Annotated in this window: 23 protein-coding genes and 1 pseudogene; 11 read left to right on the top strand and 13 right to left on the bottom strand. The window is 35.0% G+C overall.

Going from position 1 to position 21,511, the window contains the following annotated elements; translation table 11 throughout:
- Nucleotides 1–43: 43 nt before the first annotated feature.
- The 4 genes from HP569_RS07750 (at nucleotide 44) to HP569_RS07735 (ending at nucleotide 4,429) form a co-directional block, all read left to right on the top strand.
- Complete coding sequence (locus HP569_RS07750; protein ID WP_182200600.1) at nucleotides 44–946, top strand: MerR family transcriptional regulator; 903 nt, start codon at nucleotides 44–46, stop codon at nucleotides 944–946.
- A 51-nt stretch (nucleotides 947–997) separates the two neighbouring features.
- Nucleotides 998–2,230 (top strand): peptidase T, encoded by a 1,233-nt coding sequence (gene pepT, locus HP569_RS07745; RefSeq protein WP_182200599.1) that lies wholly within the window; start codon nucleotides 998–1,000, stop codon nucleotides 2,228–2,230.
- A gap of 124 nt (nucleotides 2,231–2,354) precedes the next feature.
- A complete protein-coding gene (locus HP569_RS07740) occupies nucleotides 2,355–2,789 on the top strand; it encodes a hypothetical protein (protein ID WP_182200598.1) in 435 nt (144 codons plus the stop codon).
- 312 nt (nucleotides 2,790–3,101) lie between these two features.
- Nucleotides 3,102–4,429 (top strand): IS3 family transposase gene (locus tag HP569_RS07735; protein WP_182200597.1). Its coding sequence is split into 2 segments (ribosomal slippage): nucleotides 3,102–3,474 and nucleotides 3,474–4,429, totalling 1,329 coding nucleotides; the frame shifts between segments, so codons are not numbered across the junction.
- A 90-nt stretch (nucleotides 4,430–4,519) separates the two neighbouring features.
- On the opposite strand, the gene HP569_RS07730 is transcribed toward HP569_RS07735, so the two are convergent.
- The 4 genes from HP569_RS07730 to HP569_RS07715 form a co-directional block, all read right to left on the bottom strand.
- Nucleotides 4,520–5,311 carry a DUF4367 domain-containing protein gene (locus HP569_RS07730; RefSeq protein ID WP_182200596.1) on the bottom strand — a complete coding sequence of 264 codons (792 nt, stop codon included), beginning with the start codon at nucleotides 5,309–5,311 and terminating at the stop codon, nucleotides 4,520–4,522.
- Complete coding sequence (locus HP569_RS07725) at nucleotides 5,311–5,886, bottom strand: RNA polymerase sigma factor (RefSeq protein ID WP_182200595.1); 576 nt, start codon at nucleotides 5,884–5,886, stop codon at nucleotides 5,311–5,313. The genes HP569_RS07730 and HP569_RS07725 overlap by 1 nt, the downstream gene beginning before the upstream one ends.
- Before the next feature lie 149 nt (nucleotides 5,887–6,035).
- Complete coding sequence (locus tag HP569_RS07720) at nucleotides 6,036–6,575, bottom strand: HD domain-containing protein (protein WP_182200594.1); 540 nt, start codon at nucleotides 6,573–6,575, stop codon at nucleotides 6,036–6,038.
- Between the two features lie 578 nt (nucleotides 6,576–7,153).
- Nucleotides 7,154–7,309 carry a hypothetical protein gene (locus HP569_RS07715; protein WP_182200593.1) on the bottom strand — a complete coding sequence of 52 codons (156 nt, stop codon included), beginning with the start codon at nucleotides 7,307–7,309 and terminating at the stop codon, nucleotides 7,154–7,156.
- A 164-nt stretch (nucleotides 7,310–7,473) separates the two neighbouring features.
- On the opposite strand from HP569_RS07715, the gene HP569_RS07710 reads away from it, so the two are divergent.
- The 3 genes from HP569_RS07710 to HP569_RS07700 all read left to right on the top strand — a co-directional run bounded on the left by HP569_RS07710 (nucleotide 7,474) and on the right by HP569_RS07700 (nucleotide 9,465).
- Entirely contained in the window at nucleotides 7,474–7,839 is a 366-nt protein-coding gene (locus tag HP569_RS07710; protein ID WP_182200592.1) for a carboxymuconolactone decarboxylase family protein, read from the top strand.
- 129 nt (nucleotides 7,840–7,968) lie between these two features.
- Nucleotides 7,969–8,619 (top strand): 7-cyano-7-deazaguanine synthase QueC, encoded by a 651-nt coding sequence (queC, locus tag HP569_RS07705; RefSeq protein WP_182200591.1) that lies wholly within the window; start codon nucleotides 7,969–7,971, stop codon nucleotides 8,617–8,619.
- 21 nt (nucleotides 8,620–8,640) lie between these two features.
- Complete coding sequence (locus tag HP569_RS07700) at nucleotides 8,641–9,465, top strand: alpha/beta fold hydrolase (protein WP_182200590.1); 825 nt, start codon at nucleotides 8,641–8,643, stop codon at nucleotides 9,463–9,465.
- Nucleotides 9,466–9,612: 147 nt separating this feature from the next.
- On the opposite strand, the gene HP569_RS07695 is transcribed toward HP569_RS07700, so the two are convergent.
- Nucleotides 9,613–10,173, bottom strand: coding sequence for a GNAT family N-acetyltransferase (locus HP569_RS07695; RefSeq protein ID WP_182200589.1), 561 nt, complete (start codon nucleotides 10,171–10,173; stop codon nucleotides 9,613–9,615).
- 222 nt (nucleotides 10,174–10,395) lie between these two features.
- On the opposite strand from HP569_RS07695, the gene HP569_RS07690 reads away from it, so the two are divergent.
- A complete protein-coding gene (locus HP569_RS07690) occupies nucleotides 10,396–11,031 on the top strand; it encodes an FMN-dependent NADH-azoreductase (protein ID WP_182200588.1) in 636 nt (211 codons plus the stop codon).
- A gap of 66 nt (nucleotides 11,032–11,097) precedes the next feature.
- On the opposite strand, the gene HP569_RS07685 is transcribed toward HP569_RS07690, so the two are convergent.
- Genes HP569_RS07685 through HP569_RS07675 form a run of 3 tightly spaced genes read right to left on the bottom strand, consistent with a single transcriptional unit; the run spans nucleotide 11,098 to nucleotide 14,250 of the window.
- Nucleotides 11,098–12,702 carry an ABC transporter permease gene (locus HP569_RS07685; protein ID WP_182200587.1) on the bottom strand — a complete coding sequence of 535 codons (1,605 nt, stop codon included), beginning with the start codon at nucleotides 12,700–12,702 and terminating at the stop codon, nucleotides 11,098–11,100.
- Nucleotides 12,702–13,607 (bottom strand): ABC transporter ATP-binding protein, encoded by a 906-nt coding sequence (locus HP569_RS07680; RefSeq protein WP_182200586.1) that lies wholly within the window; start codon nucleotides 13,605–13,607, stop codon nucleotides 12,702–12,704. The genes HP569_RS07685 and HP569_RS07680 overlap by 1 nt, the downstream gene beginning before the upstream one ends.
- Entirely contained in the window at nucleotides 13,564–14,250 is a 687-nt protein-coding gene (locus HP569_RS07675) for a TetR/AcrR family transcriptional regulator (RefSeq protein ID WP_246366998.1), read from the bottom strand. The genes HP569_RS07680 and HP569_RS07675 overlap by 44 nt, the downstream gene beginning before the upstream one ends.
- Nucleotides 14,251–14,484: 234 nt before the next feature.
- Here HP569_RS07675 and HP569_RS07670 point away from each other — a divergent pair, with 234 nt between their 5' ends.
- Nucleotides 14,485–14,931: a hemerythrin domain-containing protein gene (locus HP569_RS07670; protein ID WP_182200585.1), complete on the top strand. Its 447-nt coding sequence runs from the start codon at nucleotides 14,485–14,487 to the stop codon at nucleotides 14,929–14,931.
- Between the two features lie 210 nt (nucleotides 14,932–15,141).
- Here the strand turns inward: HP569_RS07670 and HP569_RS14350 are convergent, their stop codons facing one another.
- The 4 genes from HP569_RS14350 to HP569_RS07655 all read right to left on the bottom strand — a co-directional run bounded on the left by HP569_RS14350 (nucleotide 15,142) and on the right by HP569_RS07655 (nucleotide 18,635).
- Nucleotides 15,142–15,231, bottom strand: a complete 90-nt coding sequence (locus HP569_RS14350) for a putative holin-like toxin (RefSeq protein WP_246367013.1) — start codon at nucleotides 15,229–15,231, stop codon at nucleotides 15,142–15,144.
- Between the two features lie 236 nt (nucleotides 15,232–15,467).
- On the bottom strand, nucleotides 15,468–15,701 hold the full coding sequence (locus HP569_RS07665) for a heavy-metal-associated domain-containing protein (protein WP_182200584.1): 234 nt from the start codon (nucleotides 15,699–15,701) through the stop codon (nucleotides 15,468–15,470).
- Between the two features lie 143 nt (nucleotides 15,702–15,844).
- Entirely contained in the window at nucleotides 15,845–17,716 is a 1,872-nt protein-coding gene (locus tag HP569_RS07660) for a heavy metal translocating P-type ATPase (protein ID WP_182200583.1), read from the bottom strand.
- A 226-nt stretch (nucleotides 17,717–17,942) separates the two neighbouring features.
- Nucleotides 17,943–18,635, bottom strand: a complete 693-nt coding sequence (locus HP569_RS07655) for a Crp/Fnr family transcriptional regulator (protein WP_182200582.1) — start codon at nucleotides 18,633–18,635, stop codon at nucleotides 17,943–17,945.
- 258 nt (nucleotides 18,636–18,893) lie between these two features.
- Between HP569_RS07655 and HP569_RS14610 the strand changes: the two are divergent.
- Both HP569_RS14610 and HP569_RS14605 read left to right on the top strand, forming a co-directional pair.
- A pseudogene (locus tag HP569_RS14610) lies at nucleotides 18,894–19,268 on the top strand (PAS domain-containing protein); the annotation flags it as partial.
- 42 nt (nucleotides 19,269–19,310) lie between these two features.
- Nucleotides 19,311–19,802, top strand: a complete 492-nt coding sequence (locus HP569_RS14605) for a methyl-accepting chemotaxis protein (protein ID WP_246367011.1) — start codon at nucleotides 19,311–19,313, stop codon at nucleotides 19,800–19,802.
- A 168-nt stretch (nucleotides 19,803–19,970) separates the two neighbouring features.
- Here the strand turns inward: HP569_RS14605 and HP569_RS07645 are convergent, their stop codons facing one another.
- Entirely contained in the window at nucleotides 19,971–21,170 is a 1,200-nt protein-coding gene (locus HP569_RS07645) for an IS4 family transposase (RefSeq protein WP_182200580.1), read from the bottom strand.
- Between the last annotated feature and the right edge of the window lie 341 nt (nucleotides 21,171–21,511).

Raw genomic sequence — 21,511 nt, 5'->3', positions numbered from 1 at the left:
TTTTTACAATATATACAAGAAAATGAAGGAAGTGAGCAACTTTATGTACGGCATTAAAAAAGCTGCTGAATTAGTAGGAATAACTCCTATCACACTAAGAGCATGGGAGCATCGCTATGGAGTAGTAATTCCAGAAAGAACAAAAGGTGGTACACGAATTTACACAGAAGAAAACATCAATGATCTTCTTTTAGTTAATCAATATAAAAAACAGCATGAAATTTCGGTTCAACAGGCAATGGCCATGTTGAAATCGTTAAAAATGAAAAAAAACAATGGTCGTCTATCTCCTTCAAACCAATCACATTTCACACAGACTATAGATAATGTGTTTGAAGCACTACTAAATTATCAAACTGCTGAAGCTGCCCATTTCCTAAATACAATATTAGATACAACCGATGCAGAAGAGGTTTTTCACCAAGTATGTATTCCTTTGTTAAGAAAAGTAGGCGATGAATGGGAAAAAGGGAACTTAATTGTTACTCAGGAGCATTTCATTAGTCAATTCATTAAACAAAAAATCATGCTGTCTCTTCAATCCTTTGAACATGCAAAAACGCACCCTAAAGCACTTGCTATCTGCCCTCCGCAAGAGCTTCATGATATAGGACTATTATTGTTTTCTTTTTTCCTGCAGAAAAGAGGCATCGATGTATTATTTATTGGCGAAAATACACCAGTAGAGAATTTAATTCCATTAATCGAGGCAAATCATATCGATTTAATTTGTTTTAGTGTAACAATGGAGGAACATGTGTGTGGATTGGAAGCATTTATTGATCTACTTTCTACACAAAAGCCTGAATTGAATTTTGTCATCGGAGGTTATGCGGCCGAAAAAGTCTGTAATGAATTTAAAAAATACGTCATTTCTGGAGATATGGATGACTGGAACACTTGGCTAGAGCAATCAAATCATAAGAAAAGTAGTTCTTACATTTAGCTAGCCTATGCTAAAATGAATATACTTTAACCTATTGGAGATGAGTAAATCATGAAGCAAGAGATAATTGATCGTTTTACCTCATATGTACAAATTGACACACAATCTAATGAACTAAATACAACTTGTCCATCTACAGAAGGACAATGGACCTTAGCGCATATGCTTGAGAAAGAACTAAAAGCTATCGGCTTACAAGATGTGAAAATAGATGAGCACTGCTATCTGATGGCAACACTGCCATCTAACACCGATAAAACGGTACCTACTATTGGATTTTTAGCACACCTTGACACAGCAACGGACTTCACCGGAAAAAATGTTAAGCCACAACTGATTCAAGATTATGATGGTAATGATATTATTTTAAATCAGGAACAATCTATTATATTAAAAGTACAAGACTACCCAGAGTTACATCAATACAAAGGGCATACTTTAATTACAACGGATGGGACAACTTTACTTGGAGCGGATAATAAAGCAGGCATTGCAGAAATCATGACTGCCATGCATTATCTTTTCACTCATCCCGAAATAAAACATGGGGACATCAAAGTTTCTTTTACACCAGATGAAGAAATTGGTCGTGGCCCTCACAAATTTGATGTGGAAAGGTTTAATGCAGACTTTGCTTATACTGTGGATGGCGGACCATTAGGAGAATTACAGTATGAAAGCTTCAATGCCGCCGCTGCAAAAATTATTTTTAAGGGTAATAATGTTCACCCTGGCACAGCTAAAAATAAAATGGTGCACGCGGTTAAATTAGCTATGACATTTCATGATCGTATACCCGCTGATCAAGCGCCAGAGTTCACTGAAGGATATGAAGGGTTCTATCACTTACTTTCCATGGAGGGTGACGTAGAGTCAGCACAACTTTATTACATTATTAGAGATCATGACAGAGAAAAGTTTGATGAAAAGAAATCTTTTATTGAAAAGCTAGTTTTAGATTTCAATAAAAAGTACGGATCAGATGCTATTTCTTTAGAAATGAAGGATCAATACTACAATATGAAAGAAAAAATTGAGCCTGTTCGCAAAATAGTTGACATTGCCTCAAAAGCAATGAAAAACTTAGAAATAGAACCGATCATTCAGCCCATTCGTGGCGGAACGGATGGATCACAATTATCTTTTAAAGGCTTACCTACACCAAACTTATTTACTGGCGGAGAGAATTTTCATGGGAAATATGAATATGTCTCTGTAGACAATATGGAAAAGTCTACACAAACGATTGTAGAGATTGCACGTTTATTTGAACAACAGTCATAACCATTAAAAGTAATTATTTTGAATACAATAGAAAACATTTTTAAAAAAATCCCTCTATTTGGGAACGTTTTTAGTCTGATAACTGTCTTATTAGTAATCAGATTAAAAACAGGAGGGGATTACAGTGATCAAAAAGGTAGGAGTTATCGGTATATTTCTAATTGGTTTTCTGCTACCAACTACTATTGCACATGCCAATGAAAGTGTTCCGCCCACCAATGACATTACAGTAAATATACAAGCATTAAATAACATAAAAAACACAACGAACAATGTGAGTGTTTCAGGATCAACACTTTACTCCAGAAGCAGCTTAAACAGTACAAAAACTGTTGATAAAATTGGATTGCGAATTTATTTGCAACAAAAACAGACTAGCTGGGTGAACACCTCTCAAAGTAGAGAATATATTAATCAGAACACTTCTTCGATTAATAAAACAACCAGCTTCCAATTACAGCGCGGAGCCTTTTACCGGGTCAAAATTGTCCACTTTATTGAAAATAACGGCATATACGAAAGTGATATTACCTACTCAAGCACAATAGACTTTAGGTAAATAAAAAAACCTTTTGGTTACACCTGAACTATACCCCAGTTAGTGGACTAATTAATAAAAGTCCCTGGCTGGGGTTTATTATGTTATTTAAATCTTACTGTTATAATGAAATTAATAATAACTAGTACGTTTTATCAAAAGAAGTAATTAGTATGCCGCAGCGGAAATACACTTCGCTTTCCACGGGCACGGCTTCAACTTCCCAAAGTTCACTTACGTTCACTTTGGGTGATTTTCAGCTCGCGCTGTTCCCGTAGGAGTCTCGTGTATTTCCACTGCTAGTATAAGGTTCACTTTAAAGGAGTGTTTAACATGAGTAAAACAATTTTTAATGCGAAACAAATGGATCTACTTGAACAAAACCCAAATGTTGATAAAGTTTCTGATCGTTCAATTACCTATAACTCTCAATTTAAAATTCAAGCCACAAAAGAACATTTGGAAGGCAAAGGCCCTCAACAAATATTTATTGATAATGGATTTGACCTTAAGGTCATAGGCTATAAAAAGCCTAAAGAGTGTCTCAAACGATGGCGTAATACTTACGAAAAGTATGGTGAAGAAGGATTTTTAGTTGAGCGTAGAGGTAAAGGATCAACAGGCCGTCCATCTCAAAAAGAATTAACTCCTGATCAACAACTTAAGAAAGCAGAAGCGAGAATTAAATACTTGGAAGCTGAAAATGACTTTCTAAAAAAGCTAGACGAACTCGAAAGGCAGGCGATGAAGAAGAAACGTTAAAACCTTGTGAAAAATATGAAATCATTGAACGGACCATACGGAGCTATCAACTAAAAGGTGTGACAACTCATTTGTGTAACTTAGCTAGTGTAAGTAAGAGTGGTTATTATAAGTGGCTAAGTAACGAGGATTACAGAAGAGAGTCTGAAAGACAAGATGAACAAGACTTCCAGTTGATTGAGCAAGTATTTCTTATAAAAAATGGTAAGGCTGGGGCTCAAACGGTTCGCATGATATTGGAAAATGAGCAAGGTGTTATCATGAACTTAAAGAAAATTCGTAGGCTAATGAGGAAATATGGATTAGTAGCGAAAGTTAGACAAGCTAATCCATATAAGAAAATGGCTCAGGCCACACAAGAACATAAGACATGTGATAATTTAGTTAATCGGGAATTCGATCAAGGTCAGCCTGGCAAGGTACTATTAACCGATATTACTTACTTATATTATGGAAAAGGTCATGTGGCTTATCTCTCAGCTATTAAAGATGCGACCACTCATGAAATATTAGCTCACTATGTCTCAACTTCGTTAAAAATGGAGTTAGTTTATAATACATTAGCTCATTTATTCGAGCGTGGCTTTGAAGTTCCACCTATAAGTTACTTCCACTCAGATCAAGGGTTTCATTACACGCACCCAGCATTTCAAAAAGAAATTAAAGAACAAGGATTTACACAATCCATGTCCCGGAAGGGGAACTGTTGGGATAATGCACCCATGGAATCCTTCTTTGGTCATTTGAAAGATGAAGTAGATATTAAAAGTTGTCAATCCATTAAAGATTTAAAGTCGCTTATCAATGAATATGTGATAAATTATAATATATCAAGATATCAATGGACATTAAAAAAGATGACCCCGAATCAGTATCGAGATCACCTTTTAGCTGCCTAGCTTTTTTTAAACTGTCCACTTTTGAGGGTACAGTTCAACCCTTACAAAGTTAGGTCTTTCTAACTTAAAGGGCGTTTTCAAAAGGTTTTTTTACTTTAAGGATTTTGCCATTGTTATTAATTCGCTTTTTTGTAAATCACCTGAAATATCTATTTCCGTTCTCATATTAATCCAAATCAATTCGGTTGTACCATCTTTATAATCAATAAAGGTAGCTTCTACTCCATTTAAATCGACCGATTCCACTTTTGCTGTATTATTATTAACAGTCATGTTACTTGCATAAAATTCACCAGTTACTTTCCTTTGTGTAATAACGAAGGAATTTTCATTGTTGGCGTAATGTAAAAAAACATTTTCCAATGGTGCACCTTTATAGGTGGTTCGGATGACTTTCTCCAATTGGTACCCCTTAGGAACATAATCTGGGGTTACAATGTGAAACGATGCTTCTTTCACAGCTTCTCCTAAGGTCATCTCTTCATCCATAGGATCCAACTCTTTTGATTGTAAGGTTTCATCATAAGGTGGTTCTGTAGGTGGTTGTTCAATTGGTTTATCTGAGACTAGATTGCTAATTTCTGTTTGGTCACCTTGCTTTTGAACAAAATAATCAGAGAACCAACCAAATGCTTCCCCATCCTTTAAATGAAAAAATAGGGAGCCCATCAAAAGAATAATAAATAAACTTGCTATACTTAACACTTTTTTGTTAAGTAACATAAAGCTTCTTTTCTCTGGTTGTTCATTTAATTCAGACTGAATATTTTGCCACATATGTTCCTTAGCAGAAACTGCACTAGGCATTTCACTATATGCTTCTTTAGAAATTTTCTGTAGCAATTGATCATCTATACAATCCCTTTTATCCACATCACTCATTATATCTCACCACCAAAAAGATGTTTACATGATTCATCCGCTTCAATTTGTATCCTCAGCTCTTTCTTTGCTCGATGAATGCGAGATTTAATCGTCCCTTCTTTTAAATCAGTAAAGGCACTAATTTCTTTATCCTTAAGTTCATGAATATACTTCAGAACGATTACTTCTCTATATTCCGGCTTCAACAACGAAATTTTTTCAATAAGGGCTTCTTGAATTAATTTATTCTCTATTGTTGCATCAAGGCTTGCTGATGCTTCCTGTTTCGATTGCATATGATCTAATACAAGTTCATCTGTCGGAATCCCATTCCAAGAATTCTGTTTCCGAATTAAATCAATTGCTGTTCTTGTTGCAATAGTAGAAAGCCAAGCACCCATTCTTTCTCTGTTCTCTAAACGATCGATATATTTAAATGCTTTTACAAATGTATCTTGGACGACATCTTGTGCTAAATGTTGATCTTTTATTATGAAAAAAGCATCTTTAAAGATACGATCATAAAACAGATCATATATAAGACGAAACTCTTGTTCGGATAGTTCCGTTTTCTTCTTAAATTTTTTAAACAATTATTATCACACCTTTACAACAACAGCAATAAACTTAGATATTTTTACTAACATACGGGTAAAGTTTACCATATTTTAAGGTTGTTTGTGTGACTTTTTTGAGACAGTTAAACAAAAATTCCTGTAACAAAACTTTTTTGCTACAGGAATTAACCAAGTTGCTCTATAGATTGATCAGATCGTATCATCTGATCAATCTTCTGATCAAGTTTTCTTATGCGTTGTTTTGCCAATTCAAAATCTATTTTTCGATAGTGATGACCGCCATTAGGTTCCTCATCAAATGTATCTGCTACTGCGACAAGCTTTTGTAGCGGATGCAGCTCCAAATTCCCAGCCGGTAAGTAAGAATCAGTATGCAACAATATTGCCAGAGCTATCTCTTTGGCGTTAGGAAGACTTTCTTCTAGCCTCACTAAAAGCTTATGGGCCCGAGCCGCACCTTTAATCGCATGAATATCATTTTCTTTATACGTTTCAAAATCCCATTCCCCATTTTGATACCATTCATAATGACCGATGTCATGCAACAACCCAGCCTTTGCTGCTAAATCGGGTGAAACACCATAGTCTCCTGAAATCTCAACTGCTTTTTCCGCAACCGAGATTGCGTGCTCTAAACCGGATCGTCCAACATATTTCTGTACAATAGGATGCTCTACAAGTATTGATAAAGTTACTTTACGCATACTTCCGCCTCCTTCTCTGCTCAAAAAAAGTGTATTGCTAAATAAATTATCATAAACAAACAATGATTGCAAGTATTTTGTTTTAATTTTCAGATAATTCAATAAATAAATGAGAAACTATAAAAAATCAAAACAAAATTAACTCCTTTTTATTAGTTGATTGTTTCCAACACATTTCAAGAAATACAACATATAATAAAGCAATAAAAAGAATTTAAAAGAATTTATAAATTTCTATTTACTTATACGTAATATTTGGTATTATATACTTGAATTCATTAATAAATGAAAGATTTTCTATGTTGAAAGGGGATAGTTGCATATGTTATTGTCTTTATACTTTCTTGCGGTAATTTTAATCACTTTCAAAGTAATTTCTCTTATCGACAAATTAACAACTCGCAACAGAAAGAAAACATTTATGGATGCAGATCCAACACAACCCGTTCTTGCATTTCCAGAAAACTAATCCTTTAGTAAAGAACTAACAAATTAAAATTTCACGCCCTTTGAATATATCAAAGGGCGTTTTTGTATTAAAAAACGTTCTAACCTCTTGTTAGAACGCTTTCTAATTGCTATAAAAGTTGGCCAAATACATAATTAATTAAAAACCATAGGATCCCAAAGAAAATGATCAGATACGTAATATACTTTATTAACGCAACCCCTACCTTACTTGAATCTGATTTTTTCTCTTTCTTCTCTACTTCTATATCTTTGTTATGTTCCACCGAAATACACCCTCCCTCTATCTTAATGAATAGTATGAAGTTATCTTTTACTCACTAATTACCCAACATCCGTGTTAAACAAACATGTAATCCGATAACCTGAATCCGGATAAAGATAGGCTTCACGGGAAAGCTATACTTAAAATCTGATAAGGTGGGATTAGATGGAAAATAACGAAGTCAATCATAATTATTTTGATCAATCTATAAATGACTATAAAGAAGGAACGGCGTATTTACAGAAGACAATGCCGAATGTAGCAGAACATTATATGTCTTTTACTGAGGCTTGTTTTCAAAAAGGAGCATTGGATAAAAAACAAAAGCAATTAATGGCATTAGGAATTAGTATATTCGCACAGGATGAATATTGTATTATTTACCACACAAAGGGTGCAGTCGATAACGGTGCCACAGAAGAGGAAATAGGTGAGACGATTGGGATAAGTGCCGCACTGGGTGGTGGAGCTGCTTTTGCACAGGGGGTCACACTTGCAGTCGATACATTCCACCATTACAAACAAGATTAGCTACAAATTCAAAAGCATCCAGTGAGGTGCTTTTTTTGTTTTCAATTTCTTCTTATAAACGATACAATTATTTCTATCACAGTGAAATAATTTTAAAAAACACTTCATTTTTAAAAAGGGGTTGAAACAATGAATAATAAAAAAGCAATCGTTGTATTTAGTGGTGGCCAAGATAGCACAACATGTTTATTTTGGGCATTAGAACGCTTTGAGCACGTTGAAGTGGTAACCTTTGATTATCAGCAACGCCATAATAAAGAAATTGAAATAGCGAAACATATAGCTAATAGATTAGGCGTAAAACAAACAATATTGGATATGTCTTTATTAAATCAACTTGCACCAAATGCATTAACAAGACACGACCAAGAAATTACAACAGAAGGAGATGGAGAATTACCTTCTACTTTTGTTCCTGGTCGAAATTTGTTATTCTTATCATTTGCAACTATTTTGGGTAGACAAATAGAAGCAAAACATATCATTACTGGTGTTAGTGAAACTGACTTTAGTGGTTACCCTGACTGTAGAGACATGTTTATTAAATCACTTAATGTTTCTTTAAATTTGTCTATGGATGACCAGTTCATTATACACACGCCATTGATGTGGCTAAACAAAGCACAAACATGGGAATTAGCTGACCAACTAGGAGCTTTCGATTTTATTCGTGAGAATACACTAACTTGTTACAACGGGATTCAAGGCGACGGATGTGGTGAGTGCCCAGCATGCGAACTAAGAAATAATGGATTAGAACAATATTTGGCATCACGCTAATGGAAAAGGAGTATACAAACGGTGAGTAAAAATAAATTCAGCTTTAAAATATTTATATGTATCTTATTATCGTCGATTATCTTGCTTGCTTTTGTATACGCCGAGCCAATGGATTCAAACAAACCACACGATACTACTCCGACGTTATTTGTTCATGGTTACAAAGGAGGACCACGTTCATTTGATACAATGCTGCAAAGGTTAGAAAAAGAGAATTTCGGCAAAAAAACAATGGTGGTTCATGTAGCTTCGAACGGAGAAGTAGCTATTAGTGGAGACATAGCTAGACAAAGCCCTTCTTTCATTCAAGTGATTTTTCAAAATGATCGAGCAACTATTTCACAACAAACACAGTGGATGAGGAAAATACTTTATCAATTAAAAGAAGTGTATAATGTACCACAAGTTAATTTAGTTGGGCATTCTATGGGAGGACTCACTTCGACAAATGTTATTTTACAGAATCAGCCAAAAAGTGGCTTACCAAAAATAAAAAAGTTAGTCGTCATAGCAAGTCCCTTCAAAGGTATTGACAACCCCACCTATTTTACTGTCAATACAGGGGAAGCTGCAGTAGATTTAAAAACAAGATCAGAAGCATTGAAAAAAATGATCGCTAATAAAGAAAAATTCGAATCTACAATTGATGTATTGGCAATTGCAGGTGTTATTGATCATACAGGGACCGATGGTATAGTCAGTCTGATTAGCGCAATGGGGATCGAAGACATTGTGAAGGAAGATCAGCTTAACCGAGAAATTTTTTATGATAAAAAAGCAACACATTCCGGTTTACACGAACACACTGGTGTAGATCAAAAAATTGCGTCCTTTTTGTGGGAGTAGATTGAATTGGTTCGCTTTTATACAACTAACTAAACAACAATAATCGGTAAGCAGATGAATCAACTGGTCAACAGTAAAAGAATCATTCATCCGCTACCGATTTTTTCATAATATCAACCTAATGTTCTTTATACTAAGACTGATAGCTTATCGAACCTTTGCATAGATACACGTATTACGTAATCCCGAGCCATTGAACGCAACCGAATCATTGATAAATAATCCTTCTTGCTTAAATCCTAACCGCTCAGGTATCGCTCGACTTTTAATATTTTGTTCATCACAGCAGATTTCAATTCGATTTGCACCTAATTCATAAAACGCAAAATCACAAATTCCCCGAACCGCTTCCGTCATGTATCCTTTTCCACTATACCTTGTATCAATCCAATAGCCTATTTCAAACCGTGGTACATCCCAATTTATTCGGTGCAAGCCAGAAGAGGCAATAAATGCACCAGTTTCTTTAGCAAAAACAAGTAATCGCAGGTCTTCTCTTTTAATAAAATTAATATATGCCTCACGAATATTAACCTCCGTTTCTTCTTCTGTCTGATCTTTTTGAGCAAACGGAAGCCACTGCTTCAATTGTTCTTTAGATGCTCGAATAGCTTGATAAACATCTTTTCCATCACCAGGTCTTGGACTACGAATAATTAATCGTTCTGTTTCAAATTCACTTGGAAAATCTAATAAAATAGGATTCAACTTTGGCTCACTTCCTCCATCAGATTATTTTAAACTAGTCTATATTAACATGAAGAAATTGTAAATATTTTTTCGCGAGGCTTTTTTCTTACAACCTAATTTACATATAATACTATCAATAGAAAATATTGTGTTGTTCACGAATAGTTAAACGTGATATAATCCGCAGAGTTATAGGCATAATAAACAATACAATATCATTTTGAAAGGAAGTATATAACTATGACAAAGGTTTTATATGTGACAGCAAATCCAAAAGATGCTTCTACCTCTTATAGCAAAGCTGTTGGTGAAGCTTTTTTACACGACTACAAATTAGCTAATCCAAATGATGACGTAATCGAGCTTGATTTATATCAATCCTACATTCCACAAATTGATCCGGATGTATTTCAAGGCTGGGGAAAGCTTCAAAATGGGGATGACTTCACTTCACTTTCAGAAGAAGAAAAGAAAAAAGTCAGTCGTTTAGAAGCATTGTGTAATCAATTTATTGAGGTTGATAAATACGTATTTGTTACGCCATTATGGAACTTCTCTTTACCACCAATTATGAAAGCTTATTTTGATGCGGTAGCAGTAGCAGGAAAAACCTTTAAACATACCGAACAAGGCGCTGTTGGTTTATTAGAAGGAAAAAAAGCATTACATATTCAAGCTAGTGGCGGGATTTACTCTCACGGACCAACTGCTAATAAGGAAATGGGAAATCGTTACGTGAGAACGATTCTTAGCTTTTTCGGTATTGATGATTTTGAGGCATTATTTGTAGAGGGCCATGATCAAATGCCTGATAAAAAAGAAGAAATTAAGCAAATGGCAATTCAACAAGCAAAAGAATACGCGTCAACATTCTAATAATAATTTCTATAGATTAAACAGATAAAAAGAAAGCAAACATATTACATTTGCTTTCTTTTTTTATTATCCTTGTATATCTCTTTTTTGATAACCGAAGAATCCGGCAACTGTTAATGCAACAGCTATGATCGTTAATATAATTAGTGGTGTAAACGTTAGTTCATCTACTGGTAATTCCGGAACATGTGCAAAAGGTGACAGGTTGCTAATCCATTCCGGAAACTCTAATAACTCGCCTAAATACACAACGACAAAGGTGAATAATAGGTAAAACCAGCTAAATGAAGTAAATCTTGGCGCCACTCCAAATAGAAATACTGCTATCCCTAAAATCACCCATAACGCAGGTAGATAGACAAGCATTGCCTTAACAAGCATACCGAATGTCGTATCGATTTCTAGCACTGCTAGGCCAGTAGCTGCTAGACCAATCACAGCAACGAATAGCATTAAAAAGCTGACAACAAACGCAATGATTACATAGCTTAACAATAGCTTCCTTCTAGAAATATTTCGTGCTAATAAATGTTCTGTCCGTTGCTTCTTCTCTTCTCCTTTAATCTTCAATATAGACATAATAACCGGAATTGTCGCCATAATTGCCATAATAACCATTAGCATGGATAAAAATTGTTCTGTCATTGATATATTTTCATCACTAGCTAACATTTGTCTAATCATTTCGTTTTGTTCAAAAAAAGTGCTTAAATCACCTAAAACAGACCCGTAAGATGCACCGATAACAAACATACCAACAAACCATGCGATAATTGGTGTTTTTTGTAGACGAAGCGATAAACCAATTGGCGTTTGTAGTAAACGAGATGCATGCTTTCTCCCTGCTCTTGAAGGTAAAAAGCCAGAACCAATATCACGAATATGATTTAGATATAATGCTAATGCAAAGATACATCCACCTATAAACAAAGTGAGCAAGATTGGCCACCAATAATTATTTACATATACTTCTGTTCCTAAAATCCATCCTAATGGAGAAAACCAGGAAATTGTGGTGTTTCCAGCATCTCCAACTGCCCTTATGAAATAAGCAACTCCTAGCACAGTAAAAGATAGCATCATCGTTCCTCTTGCATTATCAGATAGTTGTGCACAAAGCATCGTCACTGCCGCAAAGAATATTCCTGTTGCACCTAAAGCAACTCCATACAATAAAGAACCGATTAAATCTATGCTATCAATACTTAGAACAGCCAATCCAGTAGTAATTACAAACGACAAAATGACATTCGTCCCCAGTACGATATACATTACTGCATTCGTTGGTGCCAATCTACCAATTGGTAAAGCACGAAGCATTTCAAGCTGACCATCCTCTTCATCCGCACGTGTTAAACGAACAACTAGTAAAATATTCATTATAGCAACAACCGCTGCAGTCATTAATAACATTTGGTGTGCCATCATTGCACCATTTGTATAATTTCCAAGACCATACCCTTGCCCTACTAATGCAGACATTGCGGGGTTTTTCATTGTTTCGGCCATCGCTTGTCGTTCTACATCACTCTGGTATAAACCACTAAAAGCTACTGCTGTAGAAATCGTTACAATCAAAAAAGAAAGAATCCAAATTAATAATTTCATTCGCTCTCTCTTTAACAAAAAACGAAATAGAAAGCCTATTTGGTGACTAGCTTGATTTGACATTAGCTAACACCTCCTCCAGTACTTGTTCCTTCATAGTGACGCATGAATAAATCCTCTAATGTTGGTGGAGCACTTTCTAATTTAGTTATTCCATAAGAACTAACATGTTGCATCACATGATCTAATTTATCTGCATCAACTTGGAATATATAAGATTTATCCTTTCGTTCAACGTCATGAACACCACTGAGTGAACCTAAATCAGACAATTCCTTTTTCGTTTCCATAACTAAGCGCATTCTAGTTAAGTGTCGTAATTCATCCAATGATCCTGTTTCAATCATTTTACCTTGACGAATAATACCTACTCGGTCACATAAACGCTCTACTTCTGACAAAATATGACTAGACAATAAAATACTAGATCCTTCTTGTTTTGCTTCTTCTACATAAGATTGAAACACTCGCTCCATCAAAGGATCCAATCCAGATGTAGGTTCATCTAGAATGTACAAATCTGCTTTAGCTGCAAATGCAGCAATTAATGCTACTTTTTGACGATTCCCCTTCGAATAGGTACGACATTTCTTTGACGGGTCAAAATCAAAGCGTTCAATTAATTCTGCTCTTTTCTTTTTATCTATTTGCTGTCCACGCATTTTCAGAAATAGATCAATTACTTCACCACCTGTCAGATTGGGCCATAGGTTTACATCACCAGGTACGTATGCAATTCGTTTATGAATATCCACTGCGTCTGTCCAGACATCTTTTCCGAAAATTTTTGCTTCACCAGAGGTTGCCTTTAGTAAACCAAGTAAAACGCGAATCGTTGTTGATTTACCAGCTCCATTAGGGCCAATAAAACCATAAACCTCCCCTTTATTCACCTCTAAGTCAACACCATCTAACGCTGTAAAATCACCAAACTTCTTTGTCACTTGACTCGCTTGCAATATTGTCATACTTCCCCTCCTCTTTATGATAAAAAGCTGTTCTTAACACACTCAGATAGTCATAAAACTCTTGCCAATATTGTTCAAAATGAATAGAGTGAACATTTTTTCCTATTAAACGTTGCTTTAACTCTTCTTGGTAGCCATCGATAGACCACTGTATCAATTGAAAAGCTTTTGCAGGATCTATATCTTGTCTAAACAAGCTGTAATCAATATCCTCATACATTTTGCTATAGCCTAGTGTTTGTAATTTATGGAATTTTTCATTAATATCATCAGGTAAAGTTATTTCCTTTTCTAACATAAACGAACTAAGAAAATACATGATAGACGGATGGGCCGCAAATAGCTTTACTTTTAAACGAGCGATTTGATACATACGATTAATAAAATCTTTCTCACTTGTATCGATACGATCTAAAAAATCATTAAGTGTTAAATCAAGACTGTAGTTCAATAAATAATGGTAAAGGGATTGTTTATTTTGAAAATAGTAAAACAGCATGCCTTTTCCAATCCCAGCCGCTTTAACAATACGATTAGTTGAAGCTCGTTCATACCCTTCTTCTGAAAATTCTTGTAATGCTGCATTTATAATTCTATTTTTCTTCTTTAAATCAAGGTTTTCAAACGTATCATTGATAAGCAACCACTCCTTCCAAAAAAAGTTCGACCACCTTGGTCTATTTTATTTTACAACTAGTAGACCAAGGTGGTCAACTTAAAATTTATATAATTTTTAAACCTTTTTACAAATTCACTAATAATACAAAAAATATTATTGTTTGATTTATCGGTTTACACTATAATGATAGCCACAATACTTATATAGAAATATATGTTAAAACAATTATTCCAATTCAAGTAGAAAGGAGTAGATCATATGAAACGACACGAATCATTACATCCTCTCACCCATCATCACCACCATACATTAGTGATGGCGCAGAAACTAAAAAAATTTAGTGATAGCGATCGTATTCAACCTACTACTAGGGAAGTTATTGATTTTTGGATTCAAGATGGAGAAAAACACTTTCGTGATGAAGAAGAAGTATTATTACCTTTATATGCACAATATGAGTCCATGAATCAACCATGCATTCAGGAAATGTTAATCCAACATGTAGAGATCCGCAGTTACATCCGACAAATAAGAATGAACCAATCCGCTAAGCCAGAATTGTTCCGTCAGCTTGGGGCATTATTAGAAAAGCATGTCCGCCTTGAAGAGCGAACAATTTTTCCAATGATCGAAAAAGTAGTTCCAGAAAACTATCTGTATCAAGCAAATGGACAATACCATAGAGATTCACACAGTGGGTATTAATGATCTGCTTCGTTTACTTACCTAAGACAAAATGAAGAAAGTAACTTCATTTCTCAAGTGCATACTTATATGGTATAATTAAAATATATAAATTGAAATAAAGGCCACAGCCGTCCTGTGACCTGAAGATAAGCGGTTCCCCCAGAGGGATCGGCTATCTACTTATACGATAGACCTCTCCTAGTCACTTGTCAGGGTAAATAGGGAGGTCTATTTTTTGTTAATCATTGAAACGACTAATGCGAGTAATGCAGTCAATAACGTGCCAAACCCAAATAGCACCATGAAGATCTCATACATACCCACTGGCATCACCTCCTTACTTCGAGGTTAGCCGACCTTTCCCTAAAAGAACATTATCTGCTTGTATTATATCACAACTTATCAAAAATAGGAACAAGTGTTCTTATTTAAATTCAAAAGACCTATTCAAAGTTAGTTTATATATTTCTTCTATACAAATAAGAAAACGAACTGACTTCATGTGTGGTCAGTCCGCTTTCTAGAATAATTGTACTCTTTAATTTTCTGTTCGATTACACAGCCGATACTTTCGACTTAATCACGGGGTAGCCTAATTTTTTAATTGATTTCTCTACATCTTCAATTGATATAACTTGCGAATCAAATGTTGTCTTTACTTTACTTGAATTAAACATCACTTTAACACTATCTTTTTCAACACCTTCTAATCCCTTAACTGCATTCTCAATTTTTTGTAAACAAGATGGACATGATAGTGTTTCTAATTGAATTGTTGCTTTTTGCATGATAAATCTCTCCTTTTTTTATATTATGCTTTCGCTTTGTTTCCCTTTATTCTTTATAGTTCTAGTATAAAGGGGAATTGATTATAAAAATTTGATCCAAATCAAGTTTGGAAAATTTTTTAACTTATTACAATATTATTTGGTTACATTTCTTTGTTTCGAGAACCTTTTAATCGATACCTTAGTAACCTCATTCCGTTTAGAATAACTGCTAAAATACTTGCCTCGTGTACGAGCATACCGATTGACATGTTCATCCACTCACTAAACAGTAAGCTGGCTAATAGAACCAATACGACCCCTACTGCAATAACAATATTCTGCTTCATATTTCTTGCAGTTGATTTCGTTAAGCCCAAAGCGTGTGGCAAGTGACTGAAATCAGAGTTCATTAAGACAACATCTGATGTTTCAATTGCAACATCTGTTCCACTCCCCATAGCAATCCCAATATCAGCTAATGCTAATGAAGGACTGTCATTGACACCATCACCTACGAAGGCAACAACTTTACCTACTTTTTGTACTTTTTCAATGTAAGATGACTTTTGTTCTGGAAGCATATTTCCGTGCGCCTCTGTTAACTTGAGTTCACGAGCAACTACATCAACAGTTCCTTGATTATCTCCAGAAAGTACGACAAGGTTTTTCACGCCGAGTTTTTTCAACTGCTGAAGATCGTGCTTCACGCCTGGACGAACTTGATCTCTAATGCCCATAAGTACTTTTAGCTCTCCATCAATCGCTGTTAAAACAAGTGAATTACCGTTTTGTTCAAATTTTATGATGTCTGCTTTTACCTTGTTTGTTAAATGGATATTTTCCTTCTCCATAAGCGACTCGTTCCCAATAACAACACGATGACCATTAACCCGTGCAGTAATTCCACCTCCTTTTTCGACTTCCGTTTTTTCAACGGTATAAAAGGTGGTTTCTCCAATATAGTTTAGGATCGCCATCGCCAACGGATGATCTGATTCACGTTCCACACTGGCTAAATAATTAAATGTTTCTTCTTGTTCTTTTGCGTAAACTTCGATTTCTGCTACTTCGGGATTACCTACTGTTAGTGTGCCTGTTTTATCAAAGAAGATTGTGTCTACTTTACTAAAATCATTGATGACTTCGCTCCCTTTTAAAAGAACGCCGTTTCGCGCCCCATTTCCAATACCAGAAACATTCGATACAGGAACTCCAATAACTAGTGCGCCTGGACATCCTAATACTAATACTGTGATGGCCAATTCAATATCAGATGTAAATAGCCAAACGATAATGCCGAGAACTAGAACAGCAGGTGTGTAATATTTAGAAAATCGATCAATAAATCGTTCTGCTGCTGACTTTGAATCTTGTGCCTCTTCTACCAACTCAATAATACGTCCAAACGTTGTATCTTCACCAACTCGGTCGGCTTGAATTTGAATCGTTCCATTTTCTAGTATTGTTCCCGCAAAAACTTTTGATCCTTTTATTTTACCGACTGGAACTGACTCTCCTGTAATACTCGCTTCGTTAATATGACCTTCACCAGTCATTACCGTCCCATCTACTGGTATCTTTCCACCAGTTTTCACTAACAGTATGTCACCTTCATCTACATCATCTACATCTACGGATTCAAATTCGCCATTTTCCATTTGCTTTAGAGCACTGTCCGGCGCCATCTCAGTTAATCCTTTAATAGCTGAGCGGGTTTTGTTTAACGTACGTTGCTCTAAATATGCACCAAATAAGAATAAGAAGGTAACAATGGCTGACTCTTCATAGTTTTGTATGATGACAGCCCCAATTACTGCGATGGTCACTAGTACATCAATACTAACTACCTTTACTTTTAAAGCCTGATAAGCTTGAATCGCAATCGGGGTCACCCCAAGAATAGATGCAATGATCAAAGCCCAATTAAAGATAAAGGCATTACTTAAACTAAAATGAGCAAAAAAACCAATAGTAATTAAAATTGCACTAATTAACGTAATTTGATTTTTCTTCCCTAAAATAAAATGTTGCATTCTTTTTCCCTCCATAAATGATATATTTTTTCTTGTACATATGACATATAGCTAGCTAACAACTATTTTGTTTGATTTCTTTAATTTTAGTTTACTCGCTTTGTAGATGTTTTAATTTGACCTATGTCAAATACTAAAAATCTATTTTTCTTTTTATAAGAAACTTAGTTTCTTACATAAAAAACAAGCTTAATGAATTATTTTCATTAAGCTTGTTTTACATCATTTATATTTTTAATTGGTTAATATCTTTAATTATAATTTTTCGTTGTCCTTCGAGTTGAATTCGTCCTTGTGATTCCATTAACGCTAAATTTCTGCTTAACGTTTCTAGCGTGATTCCAATTAAACCTGCAAGATTGCCTTTACTTAACGGTAATGTAATCAGTAAATTGGTCTCTTTATTAGGAGCTTGTTCTTTAGCAAACTGCACCAAGGCATGAATGATACGTTGCTCTACGTTATGAAGCGTTAATTGTTCAATATGATTTTCCGTATCCTCCAACCGCTCACTAACTACCTCTAGTAATTTACGTGCAATCTCAGGATAAGCTTGAATGATGTCTTGCATGTCGTTCCTTCTTATCAGACACACCTTCACATCTGTTATCGCTTCTGCTTGACTAGTATAATAATATTCTTTAAATAAAGATAATTCACCAACAGAGTCTGTATGTGTTAATATACGTAAAATTTGTTCTTTTCCATCCTGATTAATTTTTGATAACTTCACCTTACCGTCATTTACTACGATTAATCCCTGCGCTTGATCTTCTGGCATGAAAATGATAGAACCTTTTTCGTAGGAGGCACTTTGAAGATGTTTATTAATATAATTCATTTCTTCTTTTGTAAGATGATTAAAAATCGGTACATGCACTAAACATAAACGATCTGTTTGATGATTACAAGCCACCATAACACTATCCCTTCCTTAAAAAATAACGTACTGTTTTTCCATGATTTTCAGTGCGTGCTCTTAATTAAATTCCTTTATATAAATATAGTATACAGGAAAAACACTATAACGATGTAATAATTAAGTCTCATGACAAAAGTCATGTAATTTATTCAAAAAAGGTTTACCGTTATACACTTAAGGGTATATAATATTTGTATAGAATTTGTGGAATTTTATGCAATTAATTACCATTTTATTTTTTTCAGGAGAGATGTTATGTTAACAGATACAACAATAAACTCTATGGACGAATTAGTATTACAAGCAATTGAAAAGAATACAGCAATTATCCGCTTTGACCTTGATCGTAAAGTCGCTTATGTGAACACAAATTTTGCACAAACAATGGGATATTCAGTTAATGAAATGATCGGTATGGATCACCAATCACTCTGTTTTCCTGCATTTGCAAATAGTAATGATTACCAAACGTTTTGGAACAACTTATTATCAGGTAAAAGTTTTCAAAATAAAATAGAACGCAAAGATAAATTTGGTAAATCCATTTGGTTAGAAGCTACATATATGCCTTTAATCAATGAACACAATCAAGTCGTCGGTATTTCCAAAATCGCTACCAACATTACCAATCGACAAGATACAATTACAAAGGTAGTAGAGGAACTGCAACATATGGCTGAAGACTTAAGCCAACGTGCAGAAGAAGGGATCAAGCGTGGAACGGAAATATCACAAACAATCGATACGATTTCTACTGAATATAAAGAAAACAATTTGATATTAACGAATTTACAAAAGCAGGCTAATGTTATCCAAGGCATTGTTGAAATCATAAGAAAAATAGCTTCACAAACCAACTTATTAGCTTTAAACGCTGCCATTGAAGCCGCTAGAGCAGGTGAGCATGGCCGTGGATTTAGTGTAGTTGCTGAAGAGGTCCGTAAACTTTCAAATGGAGTCGATGAATCGATTAATGAAATTAGAGAGAACGTCACCTCAATCACAAAGGAAATTCAAGCAATTGTTGATGGAACGAACAAGGTACATCACCATATTGATGACACACAAACAAGCATGAAACTAGCTACAGAGGACTTTAATAACATCTCTTTCGCAGCCGAGAAGTTAGATAAAAGAGCGCAAGAAGTAAGTAACATTATTTAATGGGACAAAGGGGTCAGACCCACTAGCGTTGCATCAATAGAGTTTTTAACCATTTAATCAAAAAAATACCATATGATTTATTAAGAAAAATTTTAAAAAGGGAACCGGGTCATAAAGAAGACCTTGTTCCCTTTTTTTGTATATTATGTTGTAGAATTAAAGCTTCTTTTATTTCTTTTTTTGTGGCTTGATCATAGCTATTGTTCCTTCAAACATTGTTATTGTTTTACGTATCGGTATTTTCTGTCGACCTCGAGTTGTTTTGCTTTTCTTTCTGAAAAGCGCTTCTTTGAATGCATCATAAGGTTTATACATATACGTACGCATAAGACGTAAAAACTGCCACAGCTTCTTCTTTGTTTTCATTTGTAATTGAAGGATTAAAGCTAATCCATAAGCTGCCAAAGCGAGAAACATTTGATTCCACATGCCTTGTGGTTTTGTGCTCCAAATCTTAACTAATCTTAAATGTTGTTTTACCCATTTAAAAAAGGTTTCAATCATCCAGCGATGACGATATAGGTCCATCACCTGCTCCGCAGGTAAATCCCATCTCGTTGTTAGCAAGCGATATAACGTCCCTGCTTCATCCGTAAACTCGATTAAGCGAAGTGGCTCTTTAGAATAACTACACTGCACTTTGGCATCTGTAAGCACAGAAGGATGTAGACACTCATACCTTTCTATTGGTGTCGCTGTAATTTTCTTAGTAATACGAACGACAAAATCTATTCCTTTATCCACCCAAGCAGTCACATTCTTTTTCGAAGGATAGCCTCTATCCATCAGATACGTAGCGTCGTTTTCTTCAACGAGTAGCTCACCTGTCTCAACGTCACCGACGTTACCTGTAGAAGGAATGATCTTATCTGGATAGGAGATATCTTCTGAAACGACTACAATACGGGTGTGCATTTTCACGACATTCCAACTTTTGGTGACAAACGCCCAATCACAAAGGGCGGATGGTAGCTTCAAATGTGTAGAATCAACAATTTTCAAGCGTCCGACAGCTTTATTTATTCCTTTATGACCTTTCGTCATATCTTGAATGATATGCACTACACGTTGAAAGAGCTGTTGTGCATATTCTGTTGGCAACGCATTTATTCTTCGGCTTAACTGGGATCCACTAATACTAGATAAAGCGATCGATTCACAAAAGTCTGGGTTGGCTCGAAGTTTTTCTTCCATATCATCATACGATTCCCATTTATCTAGTTGCGCAGCAACAAACACTTTCATTAATGCATCTACAGAAAGCTTGTCATACTCATAATTTAATAGTGGAGAAGAAAAAACTTCTGTTGGTAATACAGATAAACATTGACTAATTAGCTGTTTATGACCTATACTTTTAGTACACATTTTGTGCTCCTTTGTAGAAGATTTGGGAACAAGTATGGTCTCTCTTCTACAATAGGAGCATTTTTTATTTTTGTAAATAGAAATAGCCTATATTCTTGTTTGAATATAGGCACTTAAGTAGAGGAAATATGCGAGACTCCTGCGGGAACAGCACGCGTCCGAAGATCCACTTGGTAAAGTGTTTTTCTTTACCAAGTTAGCTGAGGCCGTGCCCCATAGCCGTCAAGTTAAGCAAAATGGTTTAAATCCTAAAGAATTATTCGTTATTCTTGAATTAAATCAAGATAATTCGGAGGGGTTTTTTCATGGCTAAGTACAATGATTTTCATTTATTTGCAAAA

The sequence above is a fragment of the Paraliobacillus salinarum genome (assembly GCF_014083865.1).
Lineage (GTDB): Bacteria > Bacillota > Bacilli > Bacillales > Amphibacillaceae > Paraliobacillus > Paraliobacillus salinarum.
Note: the sequence above shows the minus strand (reverse complement) of the source record. Positions and strands in the feature narration are given on the sequence as shown.